The 22,746-nt window shown below is 48.7% G+C and carries 25 protein-coding genes, 3 pseudogenes and 1 riboswitch; of the genes and pseudogenes, 11 read left to right on the plus strand and 17 right to left on the minus strand.

Going from position 1 to position 22,746, the window contains the following annotated elements; all coding sequences use genetic code 11:
• Window positions 1-12: 12 nt before the first annotated feature.
• Entirely contained in the window at window positions 13-1,065 is a 1,053-nt protein-coding gene (locus MRBLPE1_RS01595; protein ID WP_364140683.1) for a YlbL family protein, read from the minus strand.
• A 211-nt stretch (window positions 1,066-1,276) separates the two neighbouring features.
• On the opposite strand from MRBLPE1_RS01595, the gene MRBLPE1_RS01600 reads away from it, so the two are divergent.
• Window positions 1,277-2,503 carry a nucleoside recognition domain-containing protein gene (locus MRBLPE1_RS01600; RefSeq protein WP_364140686.1) on the plus strand — a complete coding sequence of 409 codons (1,227 nt, stop codon included), beginning with the start codon at window positions 1,277-1,279 and terminating at the stop codon, window positions 2,501-2,503.
• 28 nt (window positions 2,504-2,531) lie between these two features.
• Here MRBLPE1_RS01600 and coaD read toward each other — a convergent pair whose 3' ends face one another.
• From coaD to MRBLPE1_RS01625, 5 genes are all read right to left on the minus strand, one after another.
• Entirely contained in the window at window positions 2,532-3,041 is a 510-nt protein-coding gene (gene coaD, locus MRBLPE1_RS01605; RefSeq protein WP_364140689.1) for a pantetheine-phosphate adenylyltransferase, read from the minus strand.
• The gene (gene rsmD, locus MRBLPE1_RS01610) at window positions 3,028-3,621 is read right to left on the minus strand and encodes a 16S rRNA (guanine(966)-N(2))-methyltransferase RsmD (RefSeq protein WP_364140692.1); all 594 of its coding nucleotides are present in this window, start codon (window positions 3,619-3,621) and stop codon (window positions 3,028-3,030) included. The genes coaD and rsmD overlap by 14 nt, the downstream gene beginning before the upstream one ends.
• Before the next feature lie 652 nt (window positions 3,622-4,273).
• Window positions 4,274-4,750: a hypothetical protein gene (locus MRBLPE1_RS01615; RefSeq protein ID WP_364140694.1), complete on the minus strand. Its 477-nt coding sequence runs from the start codon at window positions 4,748-4,750 to the stop codon at window positions 4,274-4,276.
• 585 nt (window positions 4,751-5,335) lie between these two features.
• Window positions 5,336-5,587: a YolD-like family protein gene (locus MRBLPE1_RS01620; RefSeq protein ID WP_364140697.1), complete on the minus strand. Its 252-nt coding sequence runs from the start codon at window positions 5,585-5,587 to the stop codon at window positions 5,336-5,338.
• 260 nt (window positions 5,588-5,847) lie between these two features.
• Complete coding sequence (locus tag MRBLPE1_RS01625; RefSeq protein WP_364140700.1) at window positions 5,848-6,228, minus strand: DUF3221 domain-containing protein; 381 nt, start codon at window positions 6,226-6,228, stop codon at window positions 5,848-5,850.
• A gap of 156 nt (window positions 6,229-6,384) precedes the next feature.
• Here MRBLPE1_RS01625 and MRBLPE1_RS01630 point away from each other — a divergent pair, with 156 nt between their 5' ends.
• The 7 genes and pseudogenes from MRBLPE1_RS01630 to MRBLPE1_RS01660 all read left to right on the plus strand — a co-directional run bounded on the left by MRBLPE1_RS01630 (window position 6,385) and on the right by MRBLPE1_RS01660 (window position 9,643).
• Entirely contained in the window at window positions 6,385-6,606 is a 222-nt protein-coding gene (locus MRBLPE1_RS01630) for a DUF2905 domain-containing protein (protein ID WP_364140701.1), read from the plus strand.
• 158 nt (window positions 6,607-6,764) lie between these two features.
• Entirely contained in the window at window positions 6,765-6,998 is a 234-nt protein-coding gene (locus MRBLPE1_RS01635) for a WGxxGxxG family protein (protein WP_364140703.1), read from the plus strand.
• Between the two features lie 194 nt (window positions 6,999-7,192).
• On the plus strand, window positions 7,193-7,711 hold the full coding sequence (locus tag MRBLPE1_RS01640) for a DUF3231 family protein (protein ID WP_364140706.1): 519 nt from the start codon (window positions 7,193-7,195) through the stop codon (window positions 7,709-7,711).
• Window positions 7,712-8,265: 554 nt separating this feature from the next.
• Window positions 8,266-8,376: a YjcZ family sporulation protein gene (locus tag MRBLPE1_RS01645; protein ID WP_364140709.1), complete on the plus strand. Its 111-nt coding sequence runs from the start codon at window positions 8,266-8,268 to the stop codon at window positions 8,374-8,376.
• Between the two features lie 276 nt (window positions 8,377-8,652).
• A pseudogene (locus MRBLPE1_RS01650) lies at window positions 8,653-9,075 on the plus strand (NucA/NucB deoxyribonuclease domain-containing protein); the annotation flags it as partial.
• A 57-nt stretch (window positions 9,076-9,132) separates the two neighbouring features.
• Window positions 9,133-9,231: pseudogene (locus MRBLPE1_RS33225) on the plus strand (excalibur calcium-binding domain-containing protein); the annotation flags it as partial.
• A 142-nt stretch (window positions 9,232-9,373) separates the two neighbouring features.
• Window positions 9,374-9,643, plus strand: a complete 270-nt coding sequence (locus MRBLPE1_RS01660) for a hypothetical protein (RefSeq protein WP_364144426.1) — start codon at window positions 9,374-9,376, stop codon at window positions 9,641-9,643.
• Window positions 9,644-9,785: 142 nt separating this feature from the next.
• On the opposite strand, the gene MRBLPE1_RS01665 is transcribed toward MRBLPE1_RS01660, so the two are convergent.
• A complete protein-coding gene (locus MRBLPE1_RS01665) occupies window positions 9,786-11,315 on the minus strand; it encodes an FAD-dependent oxidoreductase (protein ID WP_364140712.1) in 1,530 nt (509 codons plus the stop codon).
• A 192-nt stretch (window positions 11,316-11,507) separates the two neighbouring features.
• Between MRBLPE1_RS01665 and MRBLPE1_RS01670 the strand changes: the two genes are divergently transcribed.
• The gene (locus tag MRBLPE1_RS01670; protein WP_364144428.1) at window positions 11,508-12,326 is read left to right on the plus strand and encodes an MBL fold metallo-hydrolase; all 819 of its coding nucleotides are present in this window, start codon (window positions 11,508-11,510) and stop codon (window positions 12,324-12,326) included.
• Between the two features lie 52 nt (window positions 12,327-12,378).
• On the opposite strand, the gene MRBLPE1_RS01675 is transcribed toward MRBLPE1_RS01670, so the two are convergent.
• Complete coding sequence (locus tag MRBLPE1_RS01675; protein WP_364140714.1) at window positions 12,379-12,717, minus strand: WGxxGxxG family protein; 339 nt, start codon at window positions 12,715-12,717, stop codon at window positions 12,379-12,381.
• A gap of 442 nt (window positions 12,718-13,159) precedes the next feature.
• Here MRBLPE1_RS01675 and MRBLPE1_RS01680 point away from each other — a divergent pair, with 442 nt between their 5' ends.
• A complete protein-coding gene (locus MRBLPE1_RS01680; protein WP_364140716.1) occupies window positions 13,160-13,318 on the plus strand; it encodes a hypothetical protein in 159 nt (52 codons plus the stop codon).
• Window positions 13,319-13,421: 103 nt separating this feature from the next.
• Window positions 13,422-13,990: pseudogene (locus MRBLPE1_RS01685) on the plus strand (nucleotidyltransferase family protein).
• Window positions 13,991-14,046: 56 nt separating this feature from the next.
• Here MRBLPE1_RS01685 and MRBLPE1_RS01690 read toward each other — a convergent pair.
• The 9 genes from MRBLPE1_RS01690 to MRBLPE1_RS01730 form a co-directional block, all read right to left on the minus strand.
• Window positions 14,047-14,820, minus strand: coding sequence for a glucosaminidase domain-containing protein (locus MRBLPE1_RS01690; protein WP_364140718.1), 774 nt, complete (start codon window positions 14,818-14,820; stop codon window positions 14,047-14,049).
• A gap of 243 nt (window positions 14,821-15,063) precedes the next feature.
• On the minus strand, window positions 15,064-15,570 hold the full coding sequence (locus MRBLPE1_RS01695; RefSeq protein ID WP_364140721.1) for an ankyrin repeat domain-containing protein: 507 nt from the start codon (window positions 15,568-15,570) through the stop codon (window positions 15,064-15,066).
• A 160-nt stretch (window positions 15,571-15,730) separates the two neighbouring features.
• Window positions 15,731-16,582: a TatD family hydrolase gene (locus tag MRBLPE1_RS01700; protein WP_364140723.1), complete on the minus strand. Its 852-nt coding sequence runs from the start codon at window positions 16,580-16,582 to the stop codon at window positions 15,731-15,733.
• Window positions 16,583-16,585: 3 nt separating this feature from the next.
• Entirely contained in the window at window positions 16,586-17,383 is a 798-nt protein-coding gene (locus tag MRBLPE1_RS01705; RefSeq protein WP_364140725.1) for an ABC transporter ATP-binding protein, read from the minus strand.
• A 3-nt stretch (window positions 17,384-17,386) separates the two neighbouring features.
• Window positions 17,387-18,160 carry an ABC transporter permease gene (locus MRBLPE1_RS01710; RefSeq protein ID WP_364140728.1) on the minus strand — a complete coding sequence of 258 codons (774 nt, stop codon included), beginning with the start codon at window positions 18,158-18,160 and terminating at the stop codon, window positions 17,387-17,389.
• Window positions 18,150-18,452 (minus strand): thiamine-binding protein, encoded by a 303-nt coding sequence (locus MRBLPE1_RS01715; RefSeq protein WP_308994609.1) that lies wholly within the window; start codon window positions 18,450-18,452, stop codon window positions 18,150-18,152. Before MRBLPE1_RS01715 ends, MRBLPE1_RS01710 begins: the two co-directional genes overlap by 11 nt.
• A gap of 60 nt (window positions 18,453-18,512) precedes the next feature.
• A complete protein-coding gene (locus MRBLPE1_RS01720) occupies window positions 18,513-19,559 on the minus strand; it encodes an ABC transporter substrate-binding protein (RefSeq protein ID WP_364140731.1) in 1,047 nt (348 codons plus the stop codon).
• Between the two features lie 183 nt (window positions 19,560-19,742).
• A riboswitch (TPP riboswitch) is annotated at window positions 19,743-19,855 on the minus strand.
• A gap of 148 nt (window positions 19,856-20,003) precedes the next feature.
• Window positions 20,004-21,476: a glycosyltransferase gene (locus tag MRBLPE1_RS01725; RefSeq protein ID WP_364140734.1), complete on the minus strand. Its 1,473-nt coding sequence runs from the start codon at window positions 21,474-21,476 to the stop codon at window positions 20,004-20,006.
• A gap of 179 nt (window positions 21,477-21,655) precedes the next feature.
• A complete protein-coding gene (locus tag MRBLPE1_RS01730) occupies window positions 21,656-22,738 on the minus strand; it encodes a GerAB/ArcD/ProY family transporter (protein ID WP_364140736.1) in 1,083 nt (360 codons plus the stop codon).
• Window positions 22,739-22,746: the final 8 nt, after the last annotated feature.

The raw sequence follows: 22,746 nt of genomic DNA on the forward strand, positions 1-22,746 counted from the left end.
GCGCTGCCGCTTTTAATCCGTCCCCGCGCGGAACATTTCTATTTGCTCCAAAGCTTCCTCCAGCGTGCTTACGCTTACCACTTTCATCGAGGCGCCAAGCGCTTGCGCTTTCGCCTCGGCTTCCTCAAAATTGTCAGCGGGTACCAAGAACAACTGTGCTCCCGCTTCACTGGCAACGACAATTTTCTGCTTAATGCCGCCGATCGCTCCAACCTTGCCATCTACCGTAATCGTACCCGTGGCCGCTATGCGGCTGCCGCCCGATAAGTCGCCTTCCGTCAGCAGGTCCAGAGCTTGCAGCGCAAAAACCAGGCCTGCCGAGGGACCTCCGATATCACCAGCCGTTATCGTTATCCGGTTGTTGCGATTCGCCGGCTCCAACCCATATATCTCCGTTATGCTCCTTATGCCAAGCGCATCCATCAGCTGTTCGTTCGACTTTATGGATAATAACCGGTCCGCCGGCAGGACGACTTGCATTCGCTGGCCGTTTCTTTCCGTATCAAATGAAAAGGTTTTATTGCCGCTCATCCTTTGCAGCGATTCAAGCAATTCTTGGATGCTTTTCGATGGCTTTTCACCATGGATCCCGAGCAGTAAATCACCCGTCTGAAAGGCTGCCGAGCCAGCCGACGCTTGAGCGGGAACGTCGGCGATAACAATGCCTAACGCCTTGCTCTCATAGGGCAAACCAGTGCTCCGGTAAGCTGCTTCAATTGCATTATTTTGCGACCCCTGCATGATTACGCGCTGTCTTTGGGCATATTGCTCCTGCGTATATCCCCTAAGCACGGTTCGTTTGGGATGTACCTCTTTATTCGAATTCATCATAGCCGAAATCGCGTGCAGCAAATTCGGTTCCGTCAGCTTCACCGCCGTAAGCAGGAAATCGCCTTCACCGAGCTCATCACCCGCTTCTACCGTTAGCATTGGCTTAACCGGGACTGCAATGCCAGGCTCATAAACCACATATGGCGTTGGGGCATATAGCAGTACCCACATAAAAACCGCGGTTGCCGCAGCGACTATAGCAATTCTCCGCAAATCTGACCGTTGCTTTTGCATCCGCCACTCTCCCGGTCCAGCGATCTCTTCACTTTGTTTTGATTTCTCCGTCTTTATATCCTGCTGAACAACGTCCGGCATTAGGTCTATACCAGGACAAATAAGCGTACTAATTAACGTATACGATTGTCCATGCCTTCATGACATTCCCCTGCCTGTCGAATGTGAACATTGCCTCATTTTCCCAATAATATAAAGGAGTTGTGTAGCATTGGCTAAAACGGTTATGTTAGCGTTCCTGTCCATTTTGCTTGTCGTTGCCATCATCCTTCAGCCGGATGCTGCCTTCCAGTCGTCCCTGCAAGGACTCACCGTGTGGTGGAACATTGTTTTTCCCGGCTTGCTGCCGTTTCTGGTCTTATTCGAGCTCATTGCCTCTTTCGGCCTCGTCCACGCCATTGGGTCCTTGCTGCAGCCCCTCATGCACCGGTTGTTCAAGCTGCCTGGGGAAGCGTCGCTCGCTATCGTGCTAGGGTGGATGGGCGGTTATCCTGCAGGGGCTGAGGCCGCTGCGTCCCTGCGCAAAAAAAACCTCGTTACAAAACAACAGGGCCAGCGGCTGCTCGCCCTTGCCCATATGCCTAACCCCTTATTTATGCTCGTAGTCATCGGGGCAGGCTTCCTGCACAAGCCGATTACCGGTGTTCTTATTGCGGCAGCCGTGTGGTTTTCTGCCCTGTGGGTGATGATCCTCATGACCTTGGTTCGGCCCAAAACCGAGACGGAGAATAGCCAGACGGATGAACGCGAAGCCTTAGAGAACGGTAACATTTTGCAGCGCGCGGCAGAGGCGCTTCGCCTCGGCAGAGAGCAGGATGGCCGAAGCTTCGGCAAAGCGCTTGGCGATGCCGTTACTGCCAGCGTTCAGAAGCTGATGATGATCGGAGGCTTTATGATCTTCGCTGCGGTGCTTGCCAAATTATCAGAACCGCTTTTCTCTCCTCTTCTGGCTAAAACCGGACTTGGCTTTATCAGTCAAGCTTTTTTTGAAGGCCATTTAGGGGCTTATTCGGCCGCCGTCTGGGACGCACCGGGAGCCGGCACGCTCGGCAATGCCGCTGCCATCGCCGCAGTTCTGGCGTGGAGCGGACTTAGCGGCATTTTACAAGCTGGCTATTCCATCACGGGTACCGACCTCAAGCTGCTTCCATTCATCGCATGGCGCGTCGTCCATTCCCTGCATGCCCTGTTGTTCATGCTGCTTCTTTGGAAACCAGCTACAGCGTTTTTGCGTTCTATTCTGGCGCAAGGGGATCTGCCAGTCTTTGTCCCTGCCGAAACCTTCTTGCCTGGTCATGCGGTCGCAGCAATCATTAAGGCAGGCGAGCTTCCCGCGTTATGGCAGTTCTCGCTTCCGGCTGCTTTCCTTCTTGCGCTTCTCGGACTTTTTGTTTCAATGATCCTGCTGCCATTTCGCAAAGCTAATAAATCGATATAAAGTTAACTTAGAAATACAAATTCCGGCTCTATGATAAACTCTTAGATTTATATTTCTCGCGTAATTGCTGCTCAACGACAGGCGGCACCAACTCATGCACGGCACCGTGGAACTGTGCGATCTCTTTTACGATGCTGGAGCTTAAATAAGAATATTTCGGATTCGTCATCATAAACATGGTATCGATTTCTGCATCTAGAAGATGGTTTGTTGAAGCAAGCTGCAGCTCGTATTCGAAATCGGTTACCGATCGGATTCCCCTGATAATGACATTTGCCTGCCGCGATTTCATGAAACGGACGAGCAAATCTCGAAAGCTGTCAATTTCCACGTTCGGAATATCACTTGTGACTTCGGTTAGAAGCGCCTTCCGTTCATCGACGCTGAACAGCGGATTTTTGCTTGAATTATTTAAAACGGCTACAATCAACCGGTCAAATTGCTTGGCGGATCTGCGAATAATATCCAAATGACCGTAGGTGACGGGATCAAAGGTGCCGGGATATACCGCTACGCGCTCTTTTTTATTCATGAACATCGGCCTCGTTTCCATCGTGACTTTCTAAGCTGATATATTGATAGATTGTAACCGCGGTATCCCCGTATTTTGCATGCTTTAGTTGTTCAAAATGCTCCAGCTGCTCCGGGTAACGGTGAGATGCATCATGTTCGACTACAATAACGGCATCCGGTTCCAACAGTCCATTCTCCACAAGCTGCGTCATTAAACTGTCCATCGTAATCATTTTGTACGGAGGGTCAAGAAAAACAAGCCGGAACTTTTGTCCCCGCTTCGCTAGCGCTTTCAATGCGCGCTCCGCATCATTCCTATAAATTTCGGCAGCGCTTCCCATATTCGCCGTCTGCACATTATGGCGAATGATGTCGATGCTGATTTTCTCGCGATCAATAAAAACCGTACGCTCTACGCCTCTGCTCCAAGCCTCAATACCTAAACCGCCTGTGCCTGCGAACAGGTCCAGCGCCATTCCACCATCGAAATAAGGACCAATCATGCTGAAAATAGCTTCTTTCACCTTGTCCGTTGTCGGTCTCGTATTCATGCCAGGCACAGCCTTAAGCGTGCGGCCTTTGGCCTCGCCCGCAATGACTCTCACTGCAATTGCCCCCTTCTATCTCATTCCCGCCTATCGTACCATAGAATCCCTTTCATAATAAAGCGGAGATCCGCTTAAAAATGGAGAGCCAGCAGCACTTTTTCGGACAACATGAAATTTATTATCTCAAACGTGTATATTTACCATATATAAGGACAAAATAATTTTATCGGCGTCGCAAGATGTCGTAGACAACCGCGGAGAAGACTTACGTTTCCCCATAAGCTCTTCGTCCGGTTTCTCCTCTCCCATGAAAAGGGCACCCCGCAAGGGGTGCCCGATTTTTTGTTTAATCCCTTATATAGCAAGGTTTCTTCGAACATCTCTTCTTTCCGTCAATTGCAATTTCATGATTTTGGGCACCGATTGGGCACCACTTTAACTCACCACAACTCTAAAGCACTATAGCTACGTCAATCTGCTTCAGAACGCGTGATGCTGCACAGATTCAAGGTTCACTAAGCGGCTTTTTTTCTTCGTTAGATTTTTTTCCGTTATACAGATCATCCGGCAGGTTTTTTTCGCACCCGAAAGGCACGGCTAATCTGGGATAGCCGTGCCTTTTGCAATCAATCCGTATAGATGAGTTGAGAAAACGAACTGCGACAGGCACTGCATGGTTATTGACTCGAGTATGCCATTCTTTATCCCTCTATGCGATCTGCGTGATAACAAGGTGTGCTGAAACAGCCGCAGCCGCTCCTCCATCCGCCTGCCCTGCTGAAGGTGTGATGGTTAGAGCCGGAGTATTGCCAGTTGGATTTCGTACTGAGAGTATTTGATTGATTGCTGTCGTTTGCACAAGTGCCATTCCCACTATCTGAGTAGCGCCTACGGCTCTCCCGACCCTGGTATAAGCTAGTTCTGTGGCACCGAGAGCTAAAATCAGTTGGCCTGCTTCGCTCACACTCACCTGAAACAAGACCTGATAAACGCCAATTTCGGCCAAGTTAAAAGTATTGTCACTCAAACGGGTGATAGAAGTGCCACTAGTTGGTCCATCTTGCGGAAAATCTACGGGCGTACCCGCACCAACTGTGTCTGCATTATCACCAGGCATCAACGCAAAAAAATCAGCAAAGCCTAATAAGCCACCAGGCAGTCCAGGCTGTCCCGTCAGTCCCGTCAATCCTCTCAGACCTCTCAAACCTCTCAAACCTCTCAAACCACTAGGTCCAACAGGACCGCGAGGTCCAACAGGACCGCGAGGTCCAACAGGACCGCGAGGTCCAACAGAACCGCGGCTACCGTTTTCTATGACTTGCTTATTGACGATAACGGGGCAGCAAGCTTTGAGTGGTTTTTTAACAAGACGCTTTTTACAAGATTTCAAAAAAAAACACCTCCACAATATTTGTAATATATATTATGAAGCTATTCTAGTTGTTGATTGGATGAAAAGCTGATAGTTATATATTCTTTGCTGCCCAAATCAAGATCGATTGGCACCATATTTCCAAACTCATTCAAAAACACCCTCATTCCTCCACAAGAATTTTTGAAAAACCCCAATAAAACAAGGGATTGCCTCTTGACTAGGTTGCAAAAAAAAACAGCATTTTCACATCTCCCATGAAAAGGGCACCCCGCAAGGGGTGCCCTTTTTTTGTTTAGAGCCTTAATATGACAAGGTTCACATGGGTTTCATTGAATACAATCTATATGTTTGTCACCAATTGCCCACCAAAAAAGGTAGAGAGGGATTTGCAGTTTTTTATGCGTCAATAGACTGAATTTTCATGATATCCATAAAATGCACCTTCGTTATATTTCCTTTATACTCCATATGTACCGATTTCGTTCGCGAGTCCATCTTTGTTATTTTTCCAAGTACCGGCTGATCCCAATTCCAAACAATGAGCTTTATTTGCAATTCCTCTTGTTGAGCTTCAACTAGGCGCTCGCCCAGTTCCTCCATCTCGAACTCATCTCTAGTTGGCCGTTTTGGTCCTTTTGCCTTTGCCATGTCATTATCCTCCAATTCTTAATGGTAGCTGTTACTGCTATCACATGCTTAGGTAACATCGTACGGATCTGATTAAGATTTCACGATTACAAATATTGCGATTTCAGTCACTACAAATAACACTGTTTGGCCGATATAATTTTCAACTATGCGATATGCCAATATTTGCTTCCATTTTAACACAAACATACGTTCGATATCAAAAGTAAAATATAACACATGGGTCCCTACAATGAAATGGCATAAACCATGAAGGTACTCTATTCTCCCGGAATAATTTTCGGGATAAGATCCCCTACTCTTTCTATCTTACCCGCGACAATTTGAGGGGGATCCGATTGCATCACTACATATTCCCCATTTTCATTTGTTTTGGGCGTTACATTTACTTTTTCGCCTACTCTAAGTTCATTATAAAGTTGGGATTCATCAACAATATAATAGACTAATTCGACGTTATTCTTTTTGAGGGCAGCAAAATCACTTTCAGACTCCTTCCGGGAAATATTCTTCGCTACCAAGATTCTTTCGTCTTCCTTATCTATAATATAATTCCCCTTTGCTGCTTCGGACGGAGCATTGCAACCACTAAGCATACATAAGATAAGTGCTAAAGCTAATCCCATTACTAATTTTTTCAAGGTTTTTACTCCTCCCATGTCTTATCCCTTCATTATTAGACGGATCCATGAAAAATTTGTTGCAATACATTGCTCGTTCGTTTTCACTCAATCGTTATTTACAAGAGATTATGCCTATAATAATTTCAAGAATGTATCAAGAAGGAGCCAGCTAACATGAATGCCATTCCCAAATTTCTTATCCTAGCCGGTATCGCGTTAATTGTTATTGGGTTGATTTGGGCGGGGCTAGGAAGGTTTATCAATCTTGGGCGTCTTCCTGGCGATATCGCAGTCGAAAAAGGGAATGTGAAGTTTTATTTCCCAATAGTCACCTGCATAGTTATTAGCATTGTTTTGTCGTTGGTCGCCTACATTGCGAGATGGTTTTTCAAGTGATGCAAACATGAAGAATTTACTTTGCACTTACGCGTAAAGCATTATTTTTCGATTTTAATGGTCTTAAATACCAATACGGTAAGCTTGAGTATAAAATTATGCTTTGTAACTAAAAATAAGCTCGATTTCAATTCTAAACACGAATGGAGCATGTAACTATGAAGAAAGTAATTCTAATGGTTAGTTTCATCGCATGTTTGATGATGTACACAGCTATACCTGCATCCGCAGATCGTGCCAATAACGGAACAACGGTGAACGCAAACAATTACAGAACAACTGCTGCGACAGACGATGATGGAATTGATTGGGGTTGGCTTGGTCTTTTGGGTCTGCTCGGTTTGGCAGGAGCGAGAAACCGCGGGCGCGAACGTGATCGTGACCATGCTTAACATTTGATTTTATCAACAAACACCCCCGCTCTAACATGGGGGGTGTTTGCTTTGCGTTTTTTTGACCCAAATATTGTTAGAAGCTTCCTTTTTATTGAGCTGTTTGGTAACTCTTTCAAACTTAGACCGTACATTCTTTAATTACTCAAGGATATAATAAACCAGTCAAATTGAGACTAAAAGGAGAACATTCAATGGGGATTTTAAGCGGTAATCCAAAAGACGAGCCGATGCACTATGGTGAAATCTTTAGTGTCTGGACAGCATCTACAACAGCTAAAGGCGCTGTATCCTGCTACCAAGCCTACCTAAACCATTCCGGTGACAAGGAACTTAAAAAAATTCTTGAGGCTCTCATTGATCAAGCTAAGCTAGAAATTAAAGAATTAGATACACTGCTTACGGATAACGGAATTGCTTCCTCGCCAATGATGCCTGAAAGACCGCAAGTTAAACTCGAAGATATCCCGGCGGGTGCAAGATTCACCGATCCTGAGATTGCAGCTAAAATCGCATCTGACGCCTCTTTGGGATTAATTGCTTGCAGTCAAGTTATGGGTCAATCCATCCGAGAGGATATTGGTGCTTTATTTGCTAAATACCATATGACCAAAACGGCATTAGGCGTTAAAATACTGGAGATGAGCAAAGAAAAAGGTTGGATCATTCCTCCTCCCTTGCAAATTAAGAGACCTGAAGCTGTCCATGCATAGTTTTATTTATAAAACCCCGCCCTTAAGGGCGGGGTTTTTTTGCAAGAATTTATCCGCATAGCAATTGTGACATGAAAAAAGACTGCCAAGCGGCAGCCTTTATATACTTGACTTTTACACTTTAAACTCTCGATCATACCCGCAGTGAGCGATAATTTACTTACAAACACACAAATTTCCGTCTCCGACCGACTTGTCCAAACCAATCTATCAATTTACGAATACAGTAGACTATCTTCTAAGAGAGGAGGCGATTCGAATGAGTCGCAACAAGAAAAAATTGGTTGTCGTGATTGTTGTCGTTATTGTCGTCGTGAAGAAACATCGCAAGTTCAAACGCGCTTGCTAATTTTCACGGAGTGCCTGATCCTTCAGGCGCTCTTACATAATTCTTTATTCGTTTCGTTGTGTTTCTGCTTCACCGGCAAACGGCAATATCTGCCTGATTAGGCTAATGACACGGATAAGCTGCCTTGGTAACAAACACCCAATCAGAATCCTTCATTCCAACATAATCTACAATGTACACAAGACGTAAGGAGGTGTAATGAACAATGTCCGGATACGTTGGTGGTGCATTTACGAATACCGGTACCATTCTGGTCCTTTTCATCTTATTGGTGATTATCGCTTGCAGCTGCGGAGTTTTTGGCGGCTACCGTTAAAGATTACTAAAATAAGCGATTTCGCTTACTCAACATACAAGGAGGTGCAATGAACAATGTCTGGTCTTGTTGGCGGTGTTTTCACAAACACGGGTACAATCCTTGTCCTTTTCATATTGTTGGTCATTATCGCTTGTAGCTGCGGTGTATTCGGCTACTAATATAAATTTGAATATACGGTAAAGGCCCCTTTTGCGGGCCTTTTTCGTTTTTCTCTTTTCGGCGATTTCAAAAGTATAGTATGATGATTTCAAATAGCCGGAATGGAGATACATCATGAAATCATATTTAGCCGCACTGCTTATTTTGACGTTACTCCTCGCAGGCAGCGGCGATTTATTAACAACCACCTCTTCAAAAACTAACGTTTCGGAAACGGATTATGATGAAACCATCCTATTGCCGACTGACCGCTATCCGGAGACGATGGCGCATATCGCTTCAGCGATAAAGGCCGGAGCTTCCGCCGTATGCACGATTGACAGAAATGGAGCTGAATCTAATCGGGAAGCTTCTTTGAACGGGATTCCGATAAAGAAAGGCTTTGATCGGGATGAATGGCCGATGGCAATGTGTCAAGAAGGCGGTGAAGGCGCAGATATCGCTTACGTGTCGCCGAAGGATAATCGCGGGGCTGGCTCGTGGATTGGAAATCAATTAGCAGATTTAAAGGACGGCACGCGGGTTTTGTTCGTGCTTGACGGCGCGCCTGAACAAACGGCAACGGAAAAAGAAAAAGTTTATTACGCCAACTGCAAGGCCGCAAAAGACGCGGGTGCAGCTCCCTTACACAAAGGGGATCCCGGCTACAGCGAGAAATTAGACCGCGATCAAGATGGCGTTGCATGCAGTTAATTCATTGCTATTCCGTAAACCATTTCCGAATAGAAACGCCTCCTTTAAAACATAATAGTTGAGTAATTCCAATCAACTAGGAGGCGTTAACTTGAATCAAATCACGCAAACACAGCAAATTTCACAGCTTGTAAATCAATTGATGCAGCAAACACAGCAGGCGTCTGCAAAATATCAACAATTGCTGCAGCAGGAGCAAGCAAATGCTATTCAGCTTGAGCAGATTGCGCAACGCGAGCAACAAGCCGCACAGATGATTCAAACTGCTTTGCAAGGTCACCAAACGGCTATGCAGCAGCTTCAACATATTAACAGCTTATGTAATCAATTGGATCAATCTTCTTCTTTTGCGCCAAACTATATGTCCAATCAAAATCATGTATCACCTTATTCAAACTACGCACAACATTAAATGGTTAGCCTACTTATGAAAGTTGTTAGCTAGATTCTATCGAAACACAAAAAGTCACCCTAATGCTCATTCTCTAGAGCTTGGGGTGACTTTTTTGTTCATGGATTGCAGCTCCCGTTTCCTTTCTCGGCTTAAATTAAATTTACATCCGCAATGTCTTCAACGGCTCCTCCGCAGGGCCTTCAATGACATCGCCATTGATAGCAAACCTAGAGCCGTGGCATGGGCAATCCCATGTCCGGTCTCCATTATTCCATTCGACCTCGCAGCCCATATGCGTACAGGTGGTATCAACAAGAAAAAGCTTGCCCGCTTCGTCTTTGTACGCTCCCGCGCGTTTGCCGTGGAGCTTAACGACGCTGCCTTCATCCGGGGCCAAATCCTCCGGACGCTTGTTCACCATTTCTAGCTTGCCAGCTAGGAGATGCTTTGCTACATCCACGTTTTCTACGACAAGGTTCTTCATCGTACCAAGCGTGATGGAGCGTGAAGGCGCATAGAGGTCCTCGTAAGCATTTTCCTTCTCCGTAATTAAATCTCTAATAAGCAGGGCAGCAGCCGTCCCGTTCGTCATCCCCCATTTGCGATAGCCTGAAGCGATGTACACATTAGGGGAGGAAGAAGTAATGCGGCCGATATAAGGGATTTTGTCGCCGGTGACCAAATCCTGGGCTGACCAGCGGTAGGCAATCTCTTTCACTTGAAAATGCCCTTCGGCATATCTCTGCAATTCCTCATAATGATTTATCGTGCATATGCCTTGACCGGTCTTATGGCTTTGGCCGCCGACAAGCAGCAGCTTGCCATGCTCCGCCGTTTCCGCATAACGAAAAGATTTTTTGGGATCCTCGGCGCTCAAATACATCCCTTCCGCAAGCTCATCCGCAACATGAATGCCAAGCACGTAGGAGCGGTCCGCATGCATTCGCGCGAAATAAAAGCCATGGCCGTCATAAAACGGAAAGTGTGTGCAAGACACAATATGCTTGCATTTTATCCGGTGCCCTTTACTTGTAATGACCTCCGGCAAAGGTCCCTCCTCTACATCGATTGCCGTAGTGTTTTCGTAGATGGTTCCGCCTGCATCGATGAACTTCTGGGTAAGGGCATTTAAATACTGCAGAGGATGAAACTGGGCTTGACCATGCATGACCACCGCAGCTTTTGCAGGGATTTGCAAGGGAATATGTTCTGCATAAGCTCCCGAAATACCAAGCGCTGAATAAGCAGACATCTCCTTCTCAAGCTTTTTTATGTACTCATTCGAATTTGTATAAACATAAGCGTCTTGTACCGAAAACCCGCATTCTATTTTGTTTTTTTCTATCGTTTGCTTTATAAATTGCAGCGCTTCATGATTTGCTTCGTAGTACAATGCCGCTTTTTCTTCTCCTTCGCTTCGAATAAGCTCGTCATAGATCAAATCATGCTGCGCCGTTATTTTGGCAGTCGTATGTGCCGTTGTCCCGCCTAGAAGGCTGCCCGCTTCAAGAAGCACGACTTTCAAGCCTTCTTGAACAAGCAAATAAGCCGTTGTGATTCCGGAAATCCCGCCTCCTACAACCGTTACATCCGCTTCGGTATTTTGCTCAAGCGCAGGAAAGGATGCACGCAGACTCGATGATTCGGTCCAATATGGCCTTGGAAATTTGGGCATGCCGTTTGTTGTCATTTTGGTCATCTCCTTTTAGACATAGATACTCCTTAATTTGCACGGATTTATACTATCTCATTCTTAACCTCAAAGAGCCGGTATAGAAACGGTACATCGAATAGAATAACCGCACGGCATTAGGACAGTTTATAGAGGTATGTAATAAAAAGGAGGCGGTTTACGTTGGAGAGCTCGTTTGAGCATACTTTTATGCCAATTACGACCTTTGCAAGCGGAGAGGGACTAGCTTATCGGCCTGATATCTTTTGCTTCCCCATCCAGATCGTTAATGTATGTTTCATTGGTGATCCGAAGGATGAACATGGAGGCTGGGTTTTGGTTGATGCCGGCATGCCCAGATCCGCGAAAAAAATTATAAAAGCAGCGGAGGAGCGTTTCGATTTTCCGCCTAAAGCGATTATTTTGACCCATGGGCATTTTGACCATGTCGGCGCTATTATCGAGCTGATTGAACATTGGAATGTACCCGTTTACGCACACAAGCTGGAGCTGCCTTATTTGACTGGCAAGTCCGACTATCCGCCGGCTGATCCTACCGTACACGGCGGTCTTATTTCGGAGATGTCTCCCTACTTTCCGCATGACGGAATCAATCTTGATGACCGCGTGCGGCCATTGCCTAAGGATGGAAGCATTCCTGGGATGCCGGATTGGGAATACATTCATACGCCGGGCCATACGCCGGGCCATATCTCCCTGTTTCGGCAAGATGACGGCACTTTGATTGCCGGTGATGCGTTTGTAACCGTGAAGCAAGAATCGCTCTATAAAGTCATGACGCAAGAGCAAGAAATAAGCGGTCCTCCAAAATACTTCACGACCGATTGGGATAAGGCCGAGAAATCCGTAAATAAACTCGCTGCCCTTGACCCTTATTTAGCGATTACGGGACACGGAGAGCCGATGTTCGGCGAGCTTCTGAAAGACAACCTGAAGCTGTTAACCCAGAAATTCAAAGAGATCGCTGTACCCGAGCAAGGAAGATATGTAGCCGAGAAGCCGCATTGACCAAACAAAAACCCTGCCGCATGGGCAGGGTTTTTACATTTTCAGAAATCAATTACGTGCGCTCATGACGGCGGTTTCTTAGTCCGGCTAATCCGATCAGCCCGAGCAAACCCAGCCAGCCCCAATCCATATCATTATCGGTATCCGCTGCTGTTGTTCTGTAATTGTTCGCGTTCATATTGTTGCGATCATCTACGTCCAAAGCGCGAGCAGCCCTATCGACTCCTCTTTCGACATCATTGCGCATGCCGGTATCCGGAACCGCAGTACCCATTCCTCTGTTCGTGTAATTCTCCATTGTACCCGTTCTCGAATTATCAGCAAAAGCAGGTACCACAAGCACAAAAGTCAAGCATACAGCCAAACAGAACACTGACCAAAACTTTTTCATTTACTCGTCCCCTTAAGTGTTAGATTTTCGTTCCGAATTATTATTTCTCGGTACCGCCAAATCTATACCGAACCGCAGTAAGGGGGCCTATGCACCTTAAAGGCAGCTTTCGTCAGCCTCTTTCTAATTCATCAATTCAATATTCCGACAAAGTTTTTTAAGGTGATGTTAAGGTTGGTTTTTTATACTTAAAGACATCAACCCCACTGTTGATATCTATAGATCTAGGACGCAGGCCCGCAGCGATGCGGGCCATTTTTTTTGTTGACGCAGGAATCCTAAAGCCGCCGCAAACCATGTTGTTCTCCTTTTTTTAATTTCCTCCTTATTATTTGGAACCATACAACCCATAAAAACGTTATAATCGAATATACTGTCAGGAAGTGGATGCTTGCGAAGAAGGCTTTGCCTTGCAAAGCCTAAGCTTTAGGAGGCGATGGGTATGGAAACATTCGGCAGAGGCTGTTTGTACATTATTTTCGGTGTCATCATCGTGATGGCGCTGGCTTTTATCGTTGGAGGCACCATTACGATCCCCTGGTATATTCTGATTCCCTTAATCATACTCGCCTTCTGGGCCGCTTCCCGGAAAGGGAAATGACCCTGCTGTTTAAACACGGCAAAGAAACCGGCACTCGATCTGACGAATGCCGGTTTCTTTCTGCATACATGCATTGATTATTAAACAAATAGGAGGATTTTCTTTGAAGCTGCATACGCAGGAAGACATTATTTTGCTGGTAAGCCAAGATGATTGGATGATGGGCGATTTAAAAGCAGCGCAAGCTTTGCATTTGCCTGACTGGTGGATCTGCGCAGGCTTTATCCGCTCCAAGATTTGGGACACGCTGCACGGCTTTGGCGAGAGGACCGTTACGGCTGACGTAGACGTCATCTATTATGACGCCAGTGTTCTAGACGAGGCCGAGGAAAAGAAGCTAGAAGCACGATTGCGGCTCCTTCGCCCCGATATTCCCTGGTCCGTCAAAAATGAAGCAAGAATGCATCTGCTTGACCATTCCCTGCCCTATTCCTCTTCGGTCGATGCAATCTCAAAGTTTCCCGAAACAGCTACCGCGCTTGGGATTAAGCTTAGCAAAAATAACGAAATCGTGCTAACCGCCCCTGCGGGATCGACGATGTCATACATATGCAGGTAAGGCCTACTCCTTTTTTCGCAAGTTCAAAAGAGAAGCTGAAGCATTACTATGCCCGTATGGCCGCGAAAAAATGGAAGCAAACCTGGCCGATGCTTTTGATCGATGCCACTTAACCGCGCAAGCCGTGGCAGCTGCTATTTATATCTCAATGAGCTGTTTTCTGTTTACCCTATTCCAGCAAAATGACTCTGGCTAAGGGATCCCAATTCGCCGTAAGACCCAGCTCTGCTGCCAATGCTCGAACCGGAACATACCCCGTTGCTTCGGACAAAATGGACTCCAGCGCACTACCGTTGACGGTTACCTGCGTTCCCGTCCAATCGATTGCTGCTCCGAGTGCTTCTCCGAGCAGCCTGGCAGGCACCCAAGTCACTCCTCCAAGCAGATAGCCGTCTGAAATAAACTGTCCTTGGTACAAAACTACAATAAGCTCGGCATCCTTCAGTTTCTCCGGCTTCGGAAACTGCTTGCTGCCTGCGGCGTCAAAGCGTTTTAAGCCATATTGGTTAATGATCGATTTTAATTTTATGGGGTAAGCGGGATCTGTCGCATAGCCGCACGCGAAGAGCATATCCGCTTGCCGCTCTGGCGTTAAAGCCTTCCGAACGCGTTCATACCGCGGGGTCGCCAGCAATAAATCTAAATCTTTGTAAAAATGATAGACGCTCTTGTAGGCGCGGAATGCCGCCCGGGTCGTTTCGCTTCGCCCGTCGACAACCTCCCATGTCCCCTTCACGACAGCCTCGCCCTGCCAATAGGCGTTCGATTGCCCGCTGCCAACCTTAATGCCGCCTAAATTGTACCACGGGTGAATAACGCCGCCGGTTTCAAGCAAATTTTGCGCTAATCGCACGGATGGAAACATCGTCGAACCTTCCCGCCTGATCTTGATGACGGTAGGAGCCAGAACCGCAAAAAATTGATTTCTGGACAACTGTGCCATTGTCCCACTCCCTTCTGCCGCTTCCTGCAGCGCGTGTGATCGTACCTGTTGTCCTTATCTTTGTATGCAGCAGCTCAGCATTTGGCAATGGACAATAGGGTAACGATAACCGCGTTCCACCTATACGCTGCTTCGTTTAGATCCGAAAATTAAATACAGCAGCAGCCCCGGACAGCACTATAAAGTCCGGGACTGCCGCTGAATTAGATAACCATTCGATTGCAAATCCTGAATTTGCCGCAGTTATTCGAAGGCTCCTTTTTCGATTAAACGGCCGGCTGCTTTGGAATTGCCTTTTTCCTCTGCCAAGCTTAGTGCCGTTACTCCGCCCTCCGCCTTCGCCTGGATGTCGGCCCCATATTCGATCAACAGATCGATGAGTTCAATATGATCGTCATGGAACGCCGCCGAATGCAAGCTCGTATGTCCGTTGCTGTCAAAGATATTTGGCTTCGCATCATGCGCGAGCAGCATTTGGATGACCTCCATATCCCTTTCTCCCGCGATAGCGGCATGCAAGGCTGTATTGGATGGAATATAGCTTACTTTGGAATGCGATAAAGCATTCACGTCGGCGCCGTGCTCTAGCAGCAGCTTAACGGCATCGGCATGACCGTAATGCGCCGCATAACCTAAGGGAGTCAGCCCGTCGCCGTTCTCCGTATTGGATAATAAGGGGTTCACTTCTAGCAGTTCCTTTAATCGTGCCGTATCTCCCTTGCTGGCTGCCGCAAAAAAATCGTTTATCATTTGTCATTGACCTCCGTCATTTCCTTTATTCATATGTATTAAGAGATTCGCTGCCATACAAAAATTTCCTTCTTGGAATGGAGGCTGTCCCAAACAAAAAAACCGCCCCGCCAGAGTGTTCCTCTAAACGAAGCGGCCCCTCGGGCGTATTCGGCAATCTTTATTGCATACCGTAAAAACGGCGGGTATTCGCAAGCAAGAGATCCGCAGCCTGCGGAGCAGGCAGCTGCTTCAAGCGCGCGATATGCTTCGCCGCATCCGCTGCCATTTGCGGCTGGGTCCGGCAACCTGCATACGGCCCTTCGAAGGGCCACGGTCCATCTGTCTCAACCATTAGCTGCCCGATGGGATACTGCTCTACAAGCCGCTGGATTTCTTCCTCGTAGGCAACATCAGGCGTTACAGACACCATATAGCCGCTTGCTGCCATTCGGCTAATCACGTCCGCGCTGCCTTTGAACCAATGGAAATGCGCTTTGCGAACGCCGTATTTCTCTAAAATATCGCAAGCTTTCTCCGCATCCTCATACACGGCATGAAGCACGATCGGCCGGTCCAGCTCCGCAGCCAGCGCGGCGAAGCGCTCAAGCAGCTCCAAATAAGGCTGTTCGTCAAAAGCCGCCCCTTCCCGTGTGGCCTCCGCCTCTGTCCGCGTATAATAGGGAAGTCCTACCTCGCCAATCGCGAACGGCTCGCCCCCGGCATGCCTCATACGAATCCATGCGAACAGCTCATCGACTTCCTCGGCGGAAGGTATTGGCTGCTCGGGATGAAAGCCATAGGCCGGATGCACGCGTCCAGCGTAACGCTGGGCGATTTCCCGATTCGCCTTAGACGATGCCAAATGCATCGAGACTGCAACCACACCCGCAACCCCTTCAGCAAAGGCGCACTCAAGCAATCCAGCCCGTTCCTCCACCGCATACTGATCCAGATGGATATGTGCGTCTATGCAAGCGGCAGGCGGTGAACTAGACTGCCCTGGCTGCCGCTCTTTTTCCATATCTCTCATCCGCTATATTCTCCCTTCCCTTGCGCCGGCCTTAAGGAGCCCATGAATACGCTGCTTCAGCGTGTTGAACTGCGGATCCGTCCATAAAGCTTCCTGGCGCGGACGCTCGAAAGGCACCTGAAACTCCTCCAACACCTCCGCCGGAGACGCTGAGAGCACAAGGATCCGGTCCGAGAGGAACAAAGCTTCCTCTATGCTGTGCGTAACCAGCACCACCGACCTGCGATTCTGCTCCCAAATGGACATGAGCCACTGCTGCATTTGCAGCCGGGTTAAAGCGTCCAGCGCCCCAAACGGCTCATCCAGCAGCATCAACCGCTGCGGCGCAAGCAGCGCGCGCAGGAAGGAAACGCGCTGCTGCATGCCGCCTGACAGCACATGCGGGTAGGCATTCGCGTATTCCTGCAGGCCGATTCGCTCCAGCCACTCTTTTGACTTGAGCTTCGCCGTCTTTCGGTCGACGCCCGAAATCTTCAGCGACAGCTCAATATTACCTGTAACGGTTTGCCAAGGAAGCAGCGACGATTGCTGCGGCATATACGAAATATGGCCACGCTCGCCGGTCGTATGCTTCCCATTGATCCAAATTTCACCTTCCGACGGCTGTTCCATGCCGCCGATAACTTGGAATAACGTCGTTTTCCCGCTGCCGGACGGTCCTATAATCGATACGAATTCTCCGTCCGCTACCGTAAAGGACAAGCCGGCCAGCACCTCTTTGCTTGACGCTCCCTTGCCATATTTCTTCCGAATACCCTTTACTTGCAGCGTTGCCGATGGTTTGCCTGCTGTACTGTTCATTCGCTATCTCACCTCTTTCTCAGGGCGCCAACGAATGACGAGACGTTCTGCCCATGTTACTAAGCCAAACAACGTCAAGCTGAGGGCGACGATAATAAAAACGGCCGCAAACACCCGGTCCGGCATAAAGCCCTTGGACGAGATGAGCATAAATGCCCCCAGCCCCTTGTTTGTGCCAAGCCATTCAGCCACAATCGCGCTCAGCACGCTGTACGAGGCAGCAATCCGTAGACCGGAAAATAAATGGACGATCGCATGCGGAAGCTCCAGCCGCCAAAACAGCTCCAGCTTGTGAACCCCGATCATTTGCAAATAGTTGCGAAGCTGCGCATCGGTATTCATGAGGCCGCTCAGCATGGCCACTGTAATCGGGAAGAAACATACCATGATGACCAGCAATGCCTTTGGCAGCAATCCAAAGCCAAGGAGCATCGTCAAAATAGGCGCAATCGCGATAATGGGTACATTTTGCGATAGGACAAGCAGCGGATATACCGCCGTTCGTACGCCGGGAATTAAATGCAGCAAAGCGGCGAGCACGAAGCCCACCGCCGATCCTCCCGCAAAGCCGAGCAGCGTAAGCTGCACCGTTGCTTCCGTATGCTCCATTAGCCGCGGCCATATTTCAATCGCTTCTTGTACGATTGAAATCGGCGACGGGATCATCCATTGATCAAATAATTCAAGCCATGCCGCAGCCTGCCAGCCAAAGAGCAGTACGATAAGCAGTCCGGCAGGCGGCCCTATTTTCGTCCAAATGCTTCGCTTATTGCCCATCTGGATATTTCTCCAGCAGCCTGCCCATAGAAGCGCCGTTTGCCGGATTATAATAAATTTTAATTTGCGAAATGACCGATGGACAGCCCATCTCCGTCATCGCCTCGCTCATCGACTGCACCACGCCAAGCAAATGGCTGAGCTCGCCTTCCATTGTGGTTTCGAGCGGCGCAACGCGGTACGGCACTCCCGCTGCCTTAATGATTTCAATAGCCTTGTCCACATAGGGGATGACGCTTTCGCCGCCTGGCGTTGTCGGTAAAATTTGAATGCTTACTAATGCGTTTGCCATTTATATTCCCTCTCTCTCATCGTTGTCAAAGACAGCGGCCTTTTTTTGTAACTGTAACTGTTATTCCGGCAAAAACGCATTCGTAAATGCCTTGTCCGCCTCAAGCTCTTTCTCAAGAAGCTTATGTTCAAACATCCAGCCTGCGTAATTCTCCCAAACGCTCAGCTTCTGCTCGCCCCAGCGAGGCGCATCGTCCTTGTATTTCGGACTCAGCCATTTTTGGCTGGCACGCACAAGCTCCGCGTTCAAATCCGGTTCCGCTTTGATCAAGACCTCCGCCGCATCGTCCGGATTGTCGATCGCGTATTGGTAGCCTTTGGCCGCAGCAGCGGTAAAAGCTTTTACGATCTCCGGCTTGTCCTTGATCATCGTCTCGTTCGTAGCAAGTACCGGCGTATAATAATCCAGCTTGTCGCTGTAATCCGTCAAATAAAGCATGTTGATTTTCTCGCCGCGAAGCTCTGCCTCTACGCCTGTCCACGCATAATAGATCCAGGCAAAATCAATGTCTCGCTTAACCGCCGTAAAAAAGTCGCTGTCGCCGATGCTGATCATGTTAACCTTGCCCACGTCTGCGCCTTTTTCCTGCATCAGCGATTGGATGACCGCCTCTTCAACGGGAGCTCCCCAGCCGCCGTACGTTTTGCCTTCGAATTTCTCCGGCGAATCGATCCCCTTGGCAAGCGGCGACGCAAAGCCTGAGGTGTTATGCTGGATCACGGCTGCGATCGACACGATCGGAACCCCTGAGATACGCGCCAGCGTAATCGATTCTTGATAGCTTACGCCGAACTGCGCGCTGCCGGAAGCGACCATTTGATCAGCCCCGGTTTGACCCGGCTGAACGATTTCCACGTCCAGTCCCTGCTCCTTGAAGAAGCCTTTATCTCTAGCGACATAAAGCCCGGTATGATTGGTGTTCGGCGTCCAGTCCAGGACGACCTGCACCTTCTCGAGCGGCTTATCCGCTGTTCCCTCTTGCTCTTGCGGCTGCTCAGTCGCTGCCGGCGCGTTATTGTTAGCGCCGCAGCCTGCCAGCGCCATTACGAAGACGAGCATAGCGGCTGTCAGCCTCCATGACATTTTTCCTGCTTTTCTTGGATTCATGATGTTTGTTCCCCTCTCACTGCTTCTATTTGTATAAGGCGACGAGTCCTCGTAATATCCGGTGCCAAGCTGCCGATTTCACGCGGCAATAAAAAAAACGTCCTCCTAATCCGGAGGACGCCATATCATCGGCTTGCAGCTGTTTGAACCAGCAGGGGCTTGATCGAATCGACCAGCCGGCTTTCTAAACAGAGCTTCTGTCCCTACGCTGGCATTATCCAGATCAGGTTTAACGGGTCGGAATTGTACTGATAATCCCCTCTCAGCCGGCCTAACCAGCTCCCCGGAACATATTCGGTTTCGTCAACAACCTTAATTGTATAGCAAAACCCGAGTATAATGCTAGTCTTTTTTTGAAAATGATTATCATAAGTCCTTTAATCGTCTCGGTCCGGTGCGAGGGCGTTCATCCCACGAAGCCTGCGCATCGAGGGAAACCGGGTATCATCGAACGCTTTCCGCTGCATCCGCTTCCGGCTCGCTGCTTTCCGGTCCGGCAGGCGCTTCCTTTTCGTCTGCATCCTGCTGGCAGGCAGCACGAGCGACGCGGCCATATACAAGGAGATGAGCGGCGGTCAGCTCATTCGATATCGCCCCGTCCGTTACCTGATCAAGAAGTCGAATATAAGCGAGCTGATCCTTCGGTTTATTTTCGGAGAGCGTTACCTTTACGCAGCAGAGGCCAGCCATCGCAAATAACCGGTTGACCTGCTGCGTCGTGTACTGGACAGCCGCTTGGCGCTGGGCTTTAACATTCGAAGGATCTAAATATTGCCTGATGTTCTCGAAATACAAACGGTTCGCGAAGCACCCGATAATCCAGCCTCCGGGTTTCAGCATACGGACGAGCCGTCCCATCGCCCGCGGCTTCCCGTAAGCATGGGCATCCCCGATCATAATCCCGTCTACGCCTTCGGCTGGTATCGTCCAATGCGCCGGCTCGTTTGAGCGGAACACCGAAATGCCCGAAGCTTCGGCAATGGCTGCCGCCACCTCATTTCGTTCGACGCCAAACCATTTGGCTGCCGGAAACAGCTGCTTCATATGGAGAATTGTCGCTCCGCAGCCGCAGCCAATTTCCAGGATGGAGCAATCCTCGCGCCTAAACTCATGCGATTCCCGCTGAATAACGGTACTGAAATCCAATCGTATATGCGCTGCTTCTTCCGGAAGAAAGCCCCATTTTGCCATAAAAACATTCGCGGCTTTCTTAAAAGTCCGCTGGTACGACTCGGGATCGGAGCTGCAGACAATGCCGCCTGAGCCGGAACGATGAATAAAAACATCGCCGCATACGATGAGCTTATAGCCTGCCAACCGCAGCCGCAGTCCGTAATCGTCATCCCTAAAGCCGCGGATGCCGAAGCTCTCGTCAAGCGGTCCGACCCGCTCCCAAGCCTCGCGCCGCATCAGCAGGCAGTAGCCCTCCAGCCTCACGCGCTCCTCCCATCTCGTACGGTTGGGTATCGCATGCAGCGCGGAAGCGAACAGCTCCATTTCCTCCACACTGTTATACGTAACCGGAATAGCCGTTCCGGAAGGGGCCGCGTTCGTAACGGGACTCACAGCGCCGATTTGACCGTCGCTGAACATGCAGCGTTTTAATCCGTCAAGCCAGCCTGGCGTAACGATGGTATCGTTATCGAGCAGCATTAACAGATCGCCCGAGGCCGCTGCTATGCCTTGATTGCTACCTCTTGGATAACCTGCCTCGCTTTCGTTTTCAATAAAGATGATGTCGCTTTCACTTTTAGCCCAATCCACCGTGTCATCCGTCGACCCGTTATCTACAATAATCAGCTCATAGCAGCCCCGCTGCGTATGCCTCCGAATGCTTTCCACGCATTGCTTCGTATAGTCAAGCTTATTGCAGGTAACAAGAATGATGCTGGTTATGCAACCACTGGCATCGCTCACGCATGTATCCCCCTCAAGCAAGCGTAAACGGCTCACGCAGTCCTTTGGCGGCATAAGCCCGTTTCGCGATAAAATATAAGCACGGTTTGACGTCGTTTTATCGCTTATATTTCAAGCTGTACCCATAAAATATGTCGGCGCAGCCGTTTCGGTGAGAAATGCAGGGCGGCTAATGCGGTCTATGCGGCTTGTTTATATTTTTTCCTTATACCTACCACAAGCATCAGGAATGGCAGGATAACCTGGAATAAAGGAACGATCTTCAGCGTAACATCGAGCCCGATCCAGATGTGATACGTATTATTCGGTTCCAAGAACGACGCGCCATAGATAACGAGTCCGATCGGCAGCACGCAGTAACGGTACGCTATGCCTGTTACCGTCTTCAACGTGAATACCGACGCCATGTACAGCGCGGTCATTTTCACGTAGAGACCGATAAACAGAAGCAGCGTAACAATGACATCAAGCCGCTCCAGAAAGTTAGCCAGTCTAATCAATTGAACGACCTCAAGCAGCGGCAGCGCTGTAATGGCTGCCATCTCTGGGCCTAATACGCACATGATGAGAGAATTCATGAGGATAAGAAAAAGGGATACCCCGATAAAAGCCCAATAGGAAGCGCGTCCGATGATTTTTTTCTCGCTCACATGCTTCCAAAAAACGAGGAAAATAACCATTTGCCCAAAAGGAAAGGACATTAAATCCGGAAATGCCGCCTTTATGACCGGACCGAAGCCATTTTCCAATATCGGTAGCAATTGCGACAATTTTGGCAGTCTCGAAATAAAAATCAGCAAAAGAATGGAAGCATAGCTAAGGGCTACGATCGGAAACAACAGCTGCACCACGCGGACAAATACTTCAATCCCCTTGCTGACGGTATAGGCCGCAGCGCTCAGGATAAGCAGCATAACAATCCATTTAGGCGTAAAGGTAAGAAGCGCCATCATCGTTAGCTCGCCTACGTCCCGTACGTTTCGCATCGATTCGTAAGCAAACCAAATAGCGTGGAGAAATCCGATAAAACCGCCGATCCATTTTCCGAAATGCATGATGTAAAGCTCGGCAAGCTCCGATTCGGGCGAACGCTTCTGGATGCGCACGTACATCACCGTAAGCAGCAGTCCCGCAAACGCGGCTAGCGTCATCGCCATCCAAGCATCCTGTTTTGCTTGAATGCCTAGCTCGAACAATGGCGTGCTGCCGATCAAAAAAACGGCGATCAAAATAGAAAGCTGATTTTTTCCGATCTGCTGCATACGTTCTC

Source organism: Paenibacillus sp. LPE1-1-1.1 (assembly GCF_040676435.1).
Taxonomy (GTDB): domain Bacteria; phylum Bacillota; class Bacilli; order Paenibacillales; family Paenibacillaceae; genus Pristimantibacillus.

What these genes read in the sequence shown, in the direction of transcription:
- MRBLPE1_RS01720 (WP_364140731.1), bottom strand. Translation starts at nt 19,559, where the DNA reads ATGAATCCAAGAAAAGCAGGAAAAATGTCATGGAGGCTGACAGCCGCT.
- MRBLPE1_RS01645 (WP_364140709.1), top strand. Translation starts at nt 8,266, where the DNA reads ATGTCCGGATACGTTGGTGGTGCATTTACGAATACCGGTACCATTCTG.
- MRBLPE1_RS01640 (WP_364140706.1), top strand. Translation starts at nt 7,193, where the DNA reads ATGGGGATTTTAAGCGGTAATCCAAAAGACGAGCCGATGCACTATGGT.
- MRBLPE1_RS01695 (WP_364140721.1), bottom strand. Translation starts at nt 15,570, where the DNA reads ATGATAAACGATTTTTTTGCGGCAGCCAGCAAGGGAGATACGGCACGA.
- MRBLPE1_RS01595 (WP_364140683.1), bottom strand. Translation starts at nt 1,065, where the DNA reads ATGCAAAAGCAACGGTCAGATTTGCGGAGAATTGCTATAGTCGCTGCG.
- MRBLPE1_RS01715 (WP_308994609.1), bottom strand. Translation starts at nt 18,452, where the DNA reads ATGGCAAACGCATTAGTAAGCATTCAAATTTTACCGACAACGCCAGGC.
- MRBLPE1_RS01670 (WP_364144428.1), top strand. Translation starts at nt 11,508, where the DNA reads ATGCCAATTACGACCTTTGCAAGCGGAGAGGGACTAGCTTATCGGCCT.
- MRBLPE1_RS01710 (WP_364140728.1), bottom strand. Translation starts at nt 18,160, where the DNA reads ATGGGCAATAAGCGAAGCATTTGGACGAAAATAGGGCCGCCTGCCGGA.
- MRBLPE1_RS01630 (WP_364140701.1), top strand. Translation starts at nt 6,385, where the DNA reads ATGAATGCCATTCCCAAATTTCTTATCCTAGCCGGTATCGCGTTAATT.
- MRBLPE1_RS01635 (WP_364140703.1), top strand. Translation starts at nt 6,765, where the DNA reads ATGAAGAAAGTAATTCTAATGGTTAGTTTCATCGCATGTTTGATGATG.
- MRBLPE1_RS01730 (WP_364140736.1), bottom strand. Translation starts at nt 22,738, where the DNA reads ATGCAGCAGATCGGAAAAAATCAGCTTTCTATTTTGATCGCCGTTTTT.
- MRBLPE1_RS01620 (WP_364140697.1), bottom strand. Translation starts at nt 5,587, where the DNA reads ATGGCAAAGGCAAAAGGACCAAAACGGCCAACTAGAGATGAGTTCGAG.
- coaD (WP_364140689.1), bottom strand. Translation starts at nt 3,041, where the DNA reads ATGTTCATGAATAAAAAAGAGCGCGTAGCGGTATATCCCGGCACCTTT.
- MRBLPE1_RS01660 (WP_364144426.1), top strand. Translation starts at nt 9,374, where the DNA reads ATGCAGCAAACACAGCAGGCGTCTGCAAAATATCAACAATTGCTGCAG.
- MRBLPE1_RS01675 (WP_364140714.1), bottom strand. Translation starts at nt 12,717, where the DNA reads ATGAAAAAGTTTTGGTCAGTGTTCTGTTTGGCTGTATGCTTGACTTTT.
- MRBLPE1_RS01690 (WP_364140718.1), bottom strand. Translation starts at nt 14,820, where the DNA reads ATGGCACAGTTGTCCAGAAATCAATTTTTTGCGGTTCTGGCTCCTACC.
- MRBLPE1_RS01700 (WP_364140723.1), bottom strand. Translation starts at nt 16,582, where the DNA reads ATGAGAGATATGGAAAAAGAGCGGCAGCCAGGGCAGTCTAGTTCACCG.
- MRBLPE1_RS01680 (WP_364140716.1), top strand. Translation starts at nt 13,160, where the DNA reads ATGGAAACATTCGGCAGAGGCTGTTTGTACATTATTTTCGGTGTCATC.
- MRBLPE1_RS01665 (WP_364140712.1), bottom strand. Translation starts at nt 11,315, where the DNA reads ATGACAACAAACGGCATGCCCAAATTTCCAAGGCCATATTGGACCGAA.
- MRBLPE1_RS01705 (WP_364140725.1), bottom strand. Translation starts at nt 17,383, where the DNA reads ATGAACAGTACAGCAGGCAAACCATCGGCAACGCTGCAAGTAAAGGGT.